The organism is Burkholderia sp. WTPI3, assembly GCF_021483755.1.
Classification (GTDB): Bacteria; Pseudomonadota; Gammaproteobacteria; order Burkholderiales; family Burkholderiaceae; genus Burkholderia.
In genome coordinates, this window is sequence record NZ_JAGIXF010000134.1 from 1 (window position 1) to 12,085 (window position 12,085).

Genomic DNA, 12,085 nt, shown 5'->3' on the forward strand with positions numbered 1-12,085 from the left:
CGGCACCGTGCGGTCCGGATCAGCGGTGGTGGGTCCGATCACGAGGCTGCCGGGTCTCGCATGCGCGGGCACGCCGCCCGCGCCCAACACCACCGCCTCGACCACCGCGGACGTCGGCAGCGACAGCAACAGCACGTCGGCGTCGCGCGCGATCTCGGCCACCGAGTCGCGCGCCGACAGCACGTCCTGCCCGGCCAGCGCGAGCGCCACGCCAGGCGCGGCGTCGTAGCCGAGCACCGTGTAGTCGCCACGCCGCAGCGAACCCGCCATGCCGCGCCCCATGTTGCCCAGACCGATCACGCCCACCGTTTTCATCCGACGACTCCCGTTAGCTGTTGGTTCGAGGCCGGTGCGCCAGCTTGCGCCCGCCTTGCATGGCCACGATGTTCGGTCCGGCGATCCGTATAATCAATCAACGCCAATATTGATATTGTTCTCTTTTTTAGAACACCAGGATCATGAGCGATACCCTTACCGACAGCCGGATCGTCTATTTCTACGAGGCCGTGCGCTGCGGCACGATCCGCGCCGCGGCCGACTGGCTCGACGTGGCGCCCTCGGCCGTGAGCCGCCAGATCGGGCTGCTGGAGAAGGAGCTCGACGCCACCCTGGTGGAGCGCCACGCGCGCGGCGTGACGCCCACCGAGGCGGGACGCTGCGTGATCGAATATTTCCGTGAGCAGCTCGCGCACCGCGACGACCTGATCTCGCGCCTGCAGGAACTGCGTGGGCTCACGACCGGCCAGGTCAGCCTGGTGCTCGGCGAGGGCTTCGTCTCGGATCTACTGGCGGGGCCAATGCAGCAGTTCTGCCGGCAGTTCCCCGGGATCCGCGTCAACCTCGACGTGGGCAGCACCAACGACGTGATCCGCAAAATCTCGAACGATGAGGGCGAGATCGGCCTGGTCTACAACCCGCCCGCCGAGCCGAAACTGGTGTCGCGCGCGTCGAAGCGGCAGCCGATGATGGCGATCGTCGGCCCCGACTTCCCCCGCCGCAGCCACAAGGTGCTGACGGTGCAGCAGCTCGCCACCTACCCGCTGGCGGCCACCCACCCCTCCTACGGCACGCGGCAGATGATGGAGGCCGTGGAATACGCCGAGCGCGTGCGGCTCGGGCCGATCGTCACCACCAATTCCTTCGCCATCCTGAAGGAGTTCGTGAGATCGGGACTCGGCATCGCGGTGATGCCAGCCTTCGCGGTGGCAGCCGAACTGCAGGCCAGGGAGCTGTTCGCGATCGAGATCGCGCATCCGATCCTCGAGAACGCCGAGGCGCACATGGTCACGCGCGTGGGCCGCAAGCTCTCGGTGGCCGCCAACAAGATGCTGCAGATGATGACGGGGCAGATGCGGGCGTTCCGCTAGCAGTGCCTGCCCGTGCTCCTGCCCGCGACGCGAGTCTGGGCTTAGAAACGGTTTCATGGAGGCCGCCGATTCCGCTGCAAGGTGTTCCAGCGGATCGAGCGGCAGCCGAGTTCAGAAACGCTTCATGGATGAGACACAACGCCAGGCGAAATTTGAACAAGCTCGCTCATCCGTGCATTTCTCCAAGCAGGCCGAAGGTCCAGGAAACCGAGGTGAAACCCGCTCAACCTGGCAGATCCGCCGCAACGCTCGCGGCGGAGGTGCGCCGCTGCAGCAGCGCGGTCGCGTCCGCGTGACCTGCCTCCGGTTTTAGTCCGAACTGCAGCCAAGACCCTGTCGGTTCAGCCTCTTGCTTCAGTACCGAAGAAACCAACTTTAGCTCATCGGATCGAGGCCGATGCATCACGTCAGCCGGCCTCGCCCAACGCGCGGGTGAGCAGGCGCGACACGCCGACGAAGGCAGGATGCGGCGCGGTGATCACGAAGGTCGGAATCTTCGCGAGATAGTCGGCAAAGCGGCCCTTCGCCTCGAAGCGGGCACGGAACGGCGATGCATCGAACAACGCGCCAAGGCGCGGCACGACGCCCCCGCCGATATGAATGCCGCCGGTCGCGCCAAGGGTCAGCGCCAGATTGCCGGCAAACGTGCCGAGCATGCCGCAGAAGCAGTCGAGGGTCGCCATGCAGCGTGCGTCTCCCGCGAGCGCACGCGCGATGATGGCCGCGGTATCAGCCGCGTCGGCCCCGGGTACGTCGCAGCCGTCGCGCGCAGCCAGCGCCGCGTGAATCACCGCGATGCCGGGGCCGGCGACCAGCCGCTCGAACGATACGTGCTGCCAGCGCGCCCGCGCGTAATGCAGCACGTCGGCCTCGCGTGCGTCGGCGGGCGCGAACGACACATGCCCGCCCTCGCCGGACAACGGCACCCATGTGTCGCCCGCGCGCACGAGCGCCGAGACGCCAAGCCCCGTTCCAGCGCCGAGTACGCCGATCGTACCCTCCGGCGTCGCCTGCCCGCCGCCGACCTGCCGTCGCTGCCCCGCGCACAGATGCGGCACGGCCATCGCCAGCGCCGCGAAATCGTTGAAGACATGCAGCGTGTCGAATCCGAGCGCGCGGCGCGTCGCGTCGATCGAGAAACGCCAGTCATGGTTGGTCATGCTGACGATGTCGCCGCTCACGGGATTAGCGATCGCGATCGCCGCGTGCCGCACCTGCGCACCGTCCGCGTCGCGCAGAAACGCGCGCACCGCGTCGTCCACGCCGGCATGGGCGCTGCATCGATAGACGCGTACGTCGCCGATCCCGCCGCGCACGGTCTCCAGCGCGAAGCGCGCGTGCGTACCGCCGATGTCCGCCAGCAGGCGTGGTTCGCCGGTCTGCACGCCGCACGGCGCGACCGGCCGACCGTTCAGGGTCGCTTCGCTCATCGTCTCTCCCGGATTGTCATCATGTGTCGATTGCTAGGGTCATGGCACGTCCACGCCGCGCGCCGCGCCCAGCAACGCGAACCAGTGCTCGCGTTCGAGCCGGATGCGGGTCGCTTCCACCGCTTCGCGCAGCGCCGCGATCCGGCTCGACCCGACGATCGGCAGCGGCCGGCACGGCAGCGCGAGCAGCCACGCGAACAGCACCGTCGTCACCGGCACGCCGAGCACGTTGCCGATCCGCACGGCGCGCGTGCGGGCGACGCCTCCGTCAACAGGCGTCCGCCCGCGAGCGGCGACCACAGCATCGGCGGACAGCGCCAGCGCTGCGCCTGGTCGAACGTGCCATCGTCGAGCGGCGCGAGATGCAGCAGCGAACATTCGACCTGGTTCGTCGCGAGCGACATCCCGTGCGCCGCCATCCGGTCCTGCAGCAACCCGGCCTGCGCCGGCGTAAAGTTCGATACCCCGAATTGCCTCACCTTTCCGTCGCGCCGGAGCGCGGCGAAGGTCGCGGCGACTTCGTCGGCATCCATCAGCGGATCGGGGCGATGCAGCAGCAACAGGTCGAGCCGGTCGGTGCGCAGCGCGCGCAGCGACTGCTCGACCGACGCGACCACATGCGCATCCCGCGTGTCGTAGTGCTTGATCCCGTGGGCGGGGCGGCGCGCGGACACGAGCCGGATCCCGCACTTCGTGACGATCTGCATCCGCTCGCGCAGGTGCGGCGCATCGGCCAGCACGTCGCCGAACAGGCTCTCGGCCGTGTAGTCGCCGTAGATGTCCGCATGGTCGAAGCTCGTCACGCCGAGCTCCAGCGCCGCCTCGATCAGCGCACGGCGCTCGCGGGCGGACAACGCCCAGTCGCCGATCCGCCACATCCCGAACACGATGCGCGAGAACGTCACGGCATCGGCCCCCATCGACATCGTCGTACAGCGTTCGGTCATCGCGCTCACCACCACCATTCGACCTGCGCACCGACCGTCGAACCTGTGCGCGACGTGCCGAAGATACCCGTCGTCGACAGGGGATCGCCGGGCGCGGCCGCATCCTGCGCGGCCTGGTTCCAGCGCGCATACGTGTAGAACACGCGGAATTCGGGCCGCGACCAGAAGGAACGGTCCATCGCGAGCGTCAACGCAACGCTCGCCTTCAGCAGCGTGCGCGTCGGGCCGCCGGACGGCGTCACGCGATCGTGCCCGAGGTCGCCCTGCAGCTTGACGTGCTGCGTGAACGCATACACCGGCCGCACGCCCATCGAGATCCAGGTCTGCGATCCGCCCGACGGCGCGATGTCGCGCTGGTAGATGCCGACCACCTGTCCGCTGAAGTCGCGTGTCGCCTGCCAGTCGAACGCGTCAAGCACGCGCAGGCTCTTGTAGCGGTTGTCGTTGGTCAGCGTTCCCGTGTAGCCGAGCCCCGTGCCCGGACCGACGCCGTACTGGAACGCGAGCTTGTTCTTGCCTCCGAGCAGATTGGTCTGCACGTGCTGAACCGTGAACGACCAGCCGCCGTGCGCGTCCTGCAGCAGGCCGCTCGCATTCAGTACCGGCGCGCGGGCCGGGATGTACGACAGCCCGAACTGCAGTTCCCCGCCGGGGTTCGGGTGCAGGCCCGACAGTTGCAGGTCGTGGCGCGTCGCGTAATCCGGCTGGTCGATGTAGTCCTCGCGAAACAGCGCGTAACTGAGCTTCAGGCCACCACCGATCGGCACGTTCTCGATGCCCGCGCCGAGGCCGCTCGGGTTCCAGTAGAAGAAGTCGTTGATGTGAACGTCGTTGCGCCGGTAGTAGATGCGCCCGAACCAGATTCGCATGTCGTCGAGACCCGGGAAATTCGTGAGCTGCACGTACGACTGCGGCAGGCGGATCTTGCCGTGATTGCCGTCGAAAGTCGGCGTGCGATCGAGATCGTTGACGAGGCTCGCCATGCCCACCGCCGACAACTGCATGCCGTTCGAGAATTTGTACAGCGTCTGATCGATCTCCAGCTCGCTGTAGACCTGGCATTCGTTGCCGAGCCGGTACTTGCTTTGCGCGCCCGGCAGCTGGAAGCAGGCCTGCGAGTGACTGTCGCTGGTGCCGACGCCGGCCCGCAGATAGCCGTGGAACTGCGTCCACGGCGTCAACTGGTTCCAGGCCGACGACGGCGTCGGCGTGGCCACGTTGGCAGGGCTCGTGTCGGCCGGCACGACGCCCGTTGCCTGCGACAACCCGCCCGGCGCACCGTCCGCGGCGACCGTCGTTGCCGGATCCGGCGCCGCATGCAGCGCGGCCGATGCAACGGCCAGCGAGAAAGCGGCGGCGAGCCGCGTGGGTCTGAACGCGGTGCGTGCGGGAGCGCGCGCGGCGCGGCCTGCTTCGTTGATCATGAACGTGTCTCCAAACGTTGTCAGTGCGCCGCGTGCGATGCGCGGCGTCATCGAATAGGTGTGCGTGCTGCGTCGTGCGATCGGCGGGCCGGCGCGGTGGACGACCCGCGCCGGCCCGGTGCGACGTCAACCCGCGACGTCGAGGTCCAGCAAGGGCGGCGCGGCGACGGCCGCCGGCCCGGGCGCGTGAATGCGGATCGGCTCGCCCGCGGCTGCGCTCGCATAGATCGCGTCGAGAATTTCCATCACAATCAGCCCTTCCTCCCCGGGCGCCGGATGCGGAACGTCGCACAGGATCGCTTCCGCGTAGTCGTACATCGCGGAATGCGCGCCTTCCGCGGGCGGATTCAGGCGCATGTCGAACTGCGCGCCGTTCTGCTCGATGAACACGTGCGCGTCGAACGTGTAGCCCTCGTTCAGGTTCTTCTGCAGCAGCCCGGCGCGCGTGCCGAGCAGGCGCGTCTCCATCAGCTCCGCTTCCTGGATGTTGGTTGCCCACGACGCCTCGAGCGCGAGCGTCGCGCCGTTGTCGAAGCGGATCAGCGCGGCCGCGAGATCCTCGACGTCGAATGTCTTGCCCGCGCGCGCCGCGAGCTCGCGCGCGATCGGATCGTAGGTGCTGCCCATCACCCACACGGGCTTCGGATAGCCCATCAACCACAGCGCGAGATCGAGGCGATGCACGCCGAGATCGATCAGCGGGCCGCCGCCCGCCAGCGCCTTGGTGCCGAACCAGCCGCCGAAGCCCGGCATCCCGCGCCGGCGGTGCCAGACCGTGCGTCCGAAGTAGAAATCGCCGAACAGACCGCTATCGACCTGCGCCTTCAGCGCACGCGACTGCGCGCTGAAGCGGTACGAGAAATTGATCATGAGCCGCTTGCCGGCGCGCTGCGCGGCGATCAGCATGTCGCGTCCCTCGTCCGCGTTCAGCGCCATCGGTTTCTCGCACAGCACGTGGCAGCCGGCGTCGAACGCGGCGAGCGTCAGCTCGCGATGAAACACGTTCGGCGTGCAGACGCTGACGACATCGAGCTTCTCCGCTGCCAGCATTGCATCGGCCGTGGCGTAGCGTGCGTCGATGCCGAATGCGTCGCCGACTTTCGCGAGCCGCTTCGCATCGGGATCGGCGATCGCGACCACGTCGACATCCGGATGCTCGCGCCAGCCTTCGACATGTTTGCGACCGATTCCGAGTCCGATCACGCCTACGCGCAGCCGGCGGCCGCGCGCGATCGCGGCCACTTCCGGCAGCTCGACCTTGTAATCGTCGTTCATGCGAGGTCTCCGGCGGTTTGCTGGATGCCGACGTGCGCGAACTGCCCGCTCTTCTCGCTGAGCGTTTCGAGCGGCGCCGAGTTCGGGCAGCGGTCGACGAGGTTCACGCGGGGGGCGGCCCACTGCACTGCGTTCGCGATCACACGCTGCACGTTGCGGTCGTGATAGGTCGGATACGCTTCGTGCCCGGGACGGAAATAGAAGATCCGGCCATGGCCGCGCTCCCAGCAGCAGCCCGAACGAAACACCTCGCCGCCTTCGAACCACGAGATGAAAACGGTGCTGTCCGGTTGCGGGATGTCGAAACGCTCGCCGTACATTTCCTCGTGCTGCAGCTCGAAATATTCACCGAGTCCCGCCGCGATCGGATGGGACGGCTCGACGACCCACAGCCGCTCCTTCTCGGCCGCCTCGCGCCACTTCAGCGAACAGTTCGTGCCGAGCAGGCGGCGGAAAATCTTCGAGAAGTGTCCGGAATGCAGCACGATCAGACCCATCCCTTCGAGCACGCGGCGCTGCACGCGCTCGACGATCTCGTCGGAAACTTTCGCATGCGCCTTGTGCCCCCACCAGATCAGCACGTCGCACGCGGCGAGCCGCGCTTCGTCGAGCCCATGCTCGGGCTGATCGAGCGTCGCGGTGCCGATTTCAAGCGGCAATGCGCCGTGGCCGAGCGCCGGCGTCTCTGCGAGCGCGCTGGCGATCACCTCGTGCAGGCCGTCAGGGTAGATCGCTCGCACGCCTGCGTTTTCCCGTTCGTGCTCGAACTCGTTCCAGACGATCACTGAAAGCTTATTGTTTAGCATGACTATCCTTTATCGATGATTTGGCGCCAATTCGACAGCGGCCTTGCGCCGTGGCCGCCTGAAACCCGTGATTGAATGCCCTGCGTGCCGCTCAGGCGAGCGCCAGCGCCGGTTCGGCAGGCGCGTGCGGCGTACGTGCCGCCGCGCGTCCGTCCGGATGAAACAGATGCATCGCGCCGGCCGGCAGATCGAAGCGCACGCGCTCGCCGATCCGCACGGTGAGCGCGTCGGTCTTCGCGACGATCGGCTGGTCGCACAGCGGCGTATCGAGATACAGATAGGTGTGCTCGCCCATCTGCTCGGCGTGCGCGACCTCGCCCGTCACGATGCCGGCGCCCACCCGCACATGTTCCGGGCGGATGCCGAGCGTCACGCGGGCACCCGGTTCGAGGTCGTCGCCGCACACGCCGGCGATCAGCGGATGATCCTTCGCCAGCGCGCGAACCTCGGTGCCGCCAGCCGCCGCGACGCTTGCCGGCAGAAAGTTCATCGCCGGCGAGCCGATAAAACCGGCGACGAACCGGCTCGCCGGGCGGTGATACAGATCGAGCGGCGTGCCGATCTGCGCGATGCTTGCGATCCCGTTGCGTCCTTCGAGCGGCCGCAGCAGCACGATCTTGTCGGCGAGCGTCATCGCCTCGACCTGGTCGTGCGTCACGTAGATCATGCTGGTGCTGTCGAGGCCGCGGTGGAGCTTCGCGATCTCGACGCGCGTCTTCACGCGCAGCGCCGCATCGAGGTTCGACAGCGGCTCGTCGAACAGGAACACTTTCGGCTTGCGAACGATCGCGCGGCCGATCGCGACGCGCTGCCGCTGGCCGCCCGACAGCGCGCCTGGCTTGCGTTCGAGCAGTTCGCCAAGACGCAGCGACTCGGACGCGAGCCGCACGCGCCGGTCGATCTCGTCCTTCGGCAAGCGCAGATGACGCAGGCCGAACGCCATGTTTTCGTAGACGGACATGTGCGGATAGAGCGCATAGCTCTGAAACACCATCGCGATGTCGCGCTGGGCAGGCGCAAACGTGTTGACGCAGCGGCCATCGATCCACACGTCGCCCGCGCTCTGTTCCTCGAGGCCGGCGACGATCCGCAGCAACGTCGACTTGCCGCAGCCCGACGGGCCGATGAATACGCAGAACTCGCCCGGCTCGATCGTGAGATTCACGTCGCTGAGGATGGGGGTCGTGCCGAACTGCTTGTGAAGACCGCTCAACTTGATCTGACTCATGTTTTTCCTCTCGATCCTGATGCGCCGATGCGCGTCAACCCTTGACCGCGCCGGCAGTCAGACCGGACACGATATGCCGCTGAAACACCAGCACCAGCAGCACGAGCGGCACCGTGACGATGACCGACGCGGCCATGATGGTTCCCCATGGCAATTCGTAACTGCTCGCGCCCGAGATCATCGTGATCGCGACGGGTACCGTGCGCTGGCCCGGCGAGATCATGAAGGTCAGCGCGAACAGGAACTCGTTCCAGGCCGACACGAACGCGAGCAGCGACGTCGCGGCCAGCGCCGGCCGCAGCAGCGGCATGAAGATCCGGAAGATCAGCGTGAACACGCCGACGCCGTCGACGAGCGCCGCTTCTTCCAGCTCGCGCGGCAGCTCGCGCATGAACGTGACGAGAATCCAGATCGTGAACGGCAGCGTGAAGATCAGGTCGGACAGCACGAGCGCGCCGAGATGGTCGTACAGACCGAGCATGCGAACCAGCTCGAACAGACCCGACAGGATCGCGACCTGAGGAAACATCGACACGCCGAGAATGCACATCATCAACACGCCGCGCCCGCGGAACGACACGCGGCCAAGCGCATACGCAGCGAGCACCGAGACGGCGAGCGACAGCGCGACCGCCCCGCCCGCGACGAGCGCCGAGTTCAGCAGGTACGCGCCGAACGGCTGGCCGCGGAACAGCTGCCGATAGTTGTCGAGCGACGGGCTCGACGGAAACAGCGACGTATCGAACAACGCGTCGCCGTGCTTGACCGACGTGCCGATCATGTAGACGAACGGGAACAGCGCGATCACCAGCACGAGCGCCGACAGCAGCCCGTGAATCGCGGCATCGAGTGAATGCTTCTTCAAGTCACGCCTCCTTCATCCGGCGGCGGCTGAGCGCCATGTAGCCGATGGTGAACAGCACGATCGTGGCGAACAGCAGCATCGCCGACGCCGACCCGAACCCGACCTGCTGGAAATCGATCAGCTGTTCGCGCACATAGACCGACATGCTTTTCGTGATCCGGCTGTTCGACGTCATCACGTAGATCAGGTCGAACACGCGCAACGCGTCGAGCGAGCGGAAGATCATCGCGACCAGCACGCCGGGCAGGATCAGCGGCAGCGTCACCGACCGGAACACGCGCCAGCGCGGCACGCCGTCGACTCGCGCGGCCTCGTAGCAATCGCGCGGCACCGTCTGCAGCGCGGCAAGCATCAGCAGCGCCATGAACGGGGTCGTCTTCCACACGTCGACAAGCACGATGGTCGGGAATACGAGGCGTGCGTCGGCGGTAAATGCGAGCGGTTCATGGATCACGCCGATCGACATCAGCATCGCGTTGACGATCCCGAACTGGTCGTTGAGCATCCAGCTCCAGATCTTCGCCGACACGACGGTCGGGATCGCCCACGGCACGAGCACGGCCGCGCGCAGCAGCGTGCGCAGCCGCGACGGCACGTCCAGCAGCAGCGCGACGCCCATGCCCGCGGCCGTCTCGAGCACTACCGACGCCGCGGAGAACAGCACGGTGTTGCCGACGGCCTGCCACCAGGCCGGATCGCGCAGCACGCCCGCAGCGCCGAGATAATTGTCGAGGCCGACGAAGCGGCGTTGCGACAGATCGGAAAGTTGCGCGTCGGTCAGGCTGAACCATGCGGTGCGCAGCAGCGGCCAGCCGGCGATCGCCGCCAGCGCGAGCAGCGCGGGCGCCACCAGCAGCCATGCCTGGCGCCGACGCGCCTGCGCGAGCCCCGATCGGGCCCTGGCGGGCACCTGCACAAATGCAGGAGTACTACTTATCTCGATGCTTCCGGTTCTCATTCGATGTCTCCTGTCAGGCCGGCGCCATGCGGCGGGCGGCCCGATCGATCAATCGCGCGCTGCGGCGCTCAGTGCCAGTTGCCGCCCGGTGCGAGCCGGTTGAGCGTGGCGGCGAGCCGCGCGAGCGCGCCCGATGCGGTGTCGCTGCCGGCGAGCACGTCGTGTGCGGCGTTCCAGAACTGGTTGCTGACCTGGTTGTACTTCGCGCCGGTCACGGTCGACGGCCGCGCGACCGCGGTGCCGAATGTCGGCAGCAGGTCGGCCATGAACGGGTTGGCCTGCAGGATGTCCTTGTCCCGGTAGAGCGCGAGCATCGTCGGGTTGTACGCTCCCTGAATCGCGCGCATCTTCTGCACCTCCGCGCTCGCCAGGTACATCACGAGATCGGCGGCCAGTTTCGGATTCGGGGAGTAGCGCGACACGGCAAGCTGCCATCCGCCCAGCGCGGCGGCCGGGCGGCCGTCTGCGCCGCCCTTGGGCAGCGGCGCGATGCCGACCTTGCCCTTGATCGGGCTGCCCGCGCGATTCGCGATCGCCCAGGCGTACGGCCAGTTGCGCATGAACACGGCGTTGCCGGCCTGGAACACGCCGCGGGCTTCCTCTTCGCCGTAATTCAGCACGGCTTTCGGGCTGATCGTGCCGACCCATTTCGCCGACTGCTCGAGCGCCCTGATCGCGCCAGGGTTGTCGATCGTCACGCGGCCCTTGTCGTCGACCACCGTGCCGCCGTTGTAGCTGCTGATCCATTCGAGCGCATCGCAGGTCAGCCCTTCGTATGCCCGCCCCTGCCACACGTAACCCCAGACCTTCTCGTTGCCGGCCGCGCGCTCGCTCGACTGGATCCTGCGCGCGGCGGCGTCGAGCTCGTCCCACGTCGCAGGCACTTTCACGCGATACTTGTCGAGCAGGTCCTTGCGATAGTAGAGCAGCCCCGTATCGATGAACCACGGCATCGCGACCAGCCTGCCGTTGACCGTATCGTTCGCGACGATGCTCGGGAACGACTGGCTTTCCAGCCCCTTGCTGTATGGCTTCAGGTCGACCAGATGGTTCGCGAGGATGCCCGGCCAGACCGTATCGATCTGCATCACGTCGATCTTGTCCGAACCGCTGCCGAGCAGTTGCTGATACAGCGCCAGCGTCTCGCTCGAGTTATTTGGCATGCTGATGAACTCGACCTCGTTGCCGGTCTTCTCTGCCCAATGCTTTGCCGAGACCTGGCAAATGTCCTGGTCGACGCCGGCCGCGCCGCATGCGATCCGCAGCGTCGCCGCGCCAGCCGTGGCGGCCGTAAAAAACGCCGTCGCAAGCGCCGTCGTCAGCAAACCCACTTTGAGCTTCGTCATTCGGTGTCTCCGTTTTTCGAATCGTTCTCGTCGCACGCCACGGTGCCGCGAATGCGCCGCCGGGTGCCGTGGGTCTATGAAACCCTAGTCCGGTTAATCGAAAATTTCGGAAACGCATCCCGTCATTAACAATCGAAACAATCGCCGTCGCGCGTCAGCCCAGCAGCGCGGCGAGTGCCGCCAGATCGAACGGCTTCGGCACGAACGGCAGGTCGGCGGGCCAGTCGGGATGGGTCTGATGAATCTCGGGCGGCAGGCCCGAGGTAAGTGCGACGCGCTGCGCCGGCCAGCGCTCGGCGAGCCGCGCCGCGAGCGCGATGCCGCTGCCGCCCGCGCCGAGCGAGATGTCCGACAACACGAGCGTGACGGGGCCGTGCTCGGTCAGCCAGCGCAATGCCGCGTCGCCGGTGTCGACCGCGTCGGCCCGCGCGCCAAGCGC

General features: G+C 67.1%; 11 protein-coding genes and 2 pseudogenes. 1 reads left to right on the plus strand and 12 read right to left on the minus strand.

What is annotated here, in order from left to right; genetic code table 11:
* On the minus strand, window positions 1–315 hold a 315-nt coding region (locus tag J7024_RS34460), incomplete at its 3' end, for an NAD(P)-binding domain-containing protein (protein WP_234745882.1).
* Window positions 316–458: 143 nt separating this feature from the next.
* On the opposite strand from J7024_RS34460, the gene J7024_RS34465 reads away from it, so the two are divergent.
* Window positions 459–1,367, plus strand: a complete 909-nt coding sequence (locus J7024_RS34465) for a LysR family transcriptional regulator (RefSeq protein WP_124830058.1) — start codon at window positions 459–461, stop codon at window positions 1,365–1,367.
* 422 nt (window positions 1,368–1,789) lie between these two features.
* On the opposite strand, the pseudogene J7024_RS34470 reads toward J7024_RS34465, so the two are convergent.
* The 11 genes and pseudogenes from J7024_RS34470 to J7024_RS34520 all read right to left on the minus strand — a co-directional run.
* Window positions 1,790–2,797 (minus strand): annotated as a pseudogene (locus tag J7024_RS34470) (glucokinase); the annotation flags it as partial.
* A gap of 39 nt (window positions 2,798–2,836) precedes the next feature.
* Entirely contained in the window at window positions 2,837–3,040 is a 204-nt protein-coding gene (locus tag J7024_RS34475) for a hypothetical protein (RefSeq protein ID WP_234745883.1), read from the minus strand.
* Entirely contained in the window at window positions 3,007–3,744 is a 738-nt protein-coding gene (locus J7024_RS34480) for an aldo/keto reductase (RefSeq protein WP_234745884.1), read from the minus strand. The genes J7024_RS34475 and J7024_RS34480 overlap by 34 nt, the downstream gene beginning before the upstream one ends.
* A 5-nt stretch (window positions 3,745–3,749) precedes the next feature.
* Window positions 3,750–5,168 carry a maltoporin gene (locus J7024_RS34485; RefSeq protein ID WP_124830055.1) on the minus strand — a complete coding sequence of 473 codons (1,419 nt, stop codon included), beginning with the start codon at window positions 5,166–5,168 and terminating at the stop codon, window positions 3,750–3,752.
* A 126-nt stretch (window positions 5,169–5,294) separates the two neighbouring features.
* Window positions 5,295–6,443: a Gfo/Idh/MocA family protein gene (locus J7024_RS34490; protein WP_124830054.1), complete on the minus strand. Its 1,149-nt coding sequence runs from the start codon at window positions 6,441–6,443 to the stop codon at window positions 5,295–5,297.
* Window positions 6,440–7,249, minus strand: coding sequence for a ThuA domain-containing protein (locus J7024_RS34495; RefSeq protein ID WP_124830053.1), 810 nt, complete (start codon window positions 7,247–7,249; stop codon window positions 6,440–6,442). The genes J7024_RS34490 and J7024_RS34495 overlap by 4 nt, the downstream gene beginning before the upstream one ends.
* Window positions 7,250–7,340: 91 nt before the next feature.
* Window positions 7,341–8,477, minus strand: a complete 1,137-nt coding sequence (locus J7024_RS34500; protein ID WP_124830052.1) for an ABC transporter ATP-binding protein — start codon at window positions 8,475–8,477, stop codon at window positions 7,341–7,343.
* Window positions 8,478–8,511: 34 nt separating this feature from the next.
* Complete coding sequence (locus J7024_RS34505) at window positions 8,512–9,342, minus strand: carbohydrate ABC transporter permease (protein ID WP_124830051.1); 831 nt, start codon at window positions 9,340–9,342, stop codon at window positions 8,512–8,514.
* Window position 9,343: 1 nt separating this feature from the next.
* Window positions 9,344–10,300: a carbohydrate ABC transporter permease gene (locus J7024_RS34510; protein ID WP_175751915.1), complete on the minus strand. Its 957-nt coding sequence runs from the start codon at window positions 10,298–10,300 to the stop codon at window positions 9,344–9,346.
* Window positions 10,301–10,368: 68 nt separating this feature from the next.
* Window positions 10,369–11,646, minus strand: a complete 1,278-nt coding sequence (locus tag J7024_RS34515; RefSeq protein ID WP_124830049.1) for an ABC transporter substrate-binding protein — start codon at window positions 11,644–11,646, stop codon at window positions 10,369–10,371.
* A gap of 154 nt (window positions 11,647–11,800) precedes the next feature.
* A pseudogene (locus J7024_RS34520) lies at window positions 11,801–12,085 on the minus strand (PAS-domain containing protein); the annotation flags it as partial.

Excerpts from the sequence above, each read along its gene's own strand:
- J7024_RS34465 (WP_124830058.1), top strand. The coding sequence starts at position 459 with ATGAGCGATACCCTTACCGACAGCCGGATCGTCTATTTCTACGAGGCC.
- J7024_RS34480 (WP_234745884.1), bottom strand. The coding sequence starts at position 3,744 with ATGACCGAACGCTGTACGACGATGTCGATGGGGGCCGATGCCGTGACG.
- J7024_RS34485 (WP_124830055.1), bottom strand. The coding sequence starts at position 5,168 with ATGATCAACGAAGCAGGCCGCGCCGCGCGCGCTCCCGCACGCACCGCG.
- J7024_RS34490 (WP_124830054.1), bottom strand. The coding sequence starts at position 6,443 with ATGAACGACGATTACAAGGTCGAGCTGCCGGAAGTGGCCGCGATCGCG.
- J7024_RS34495 (WP_124830053.1), bottom strand. The coding sequence starts at position 7,249 with ATGCTAAACAATAAGCTTTCAGTGATCGTCTGGAACGAGTTCGAGCAC.
- J7024_RS34500 (WP_124830052.1), bottom strand. The coding sequence starts at position 8,477 with ATGAGTCAGATCAAGTTGAGCGGTCTTCACAAGCAGTTCGGCACGACC.
- J7024_RS34510 (WP_175751915.1), bottom strand. The coding sequence starts at position 10,300 with ATGAGAACCGGAAGCATCGAGATAAGTAGTACTCCTGCATTTGTGCAG.
- J7024_RS34515 (WP_124830049.1), bottom strand. The coding sequence starts at position 11,646 with ATGACGAAGCTCAAAGTGGGTTTGCTGACGACGGCGCTTGCGACGGCG.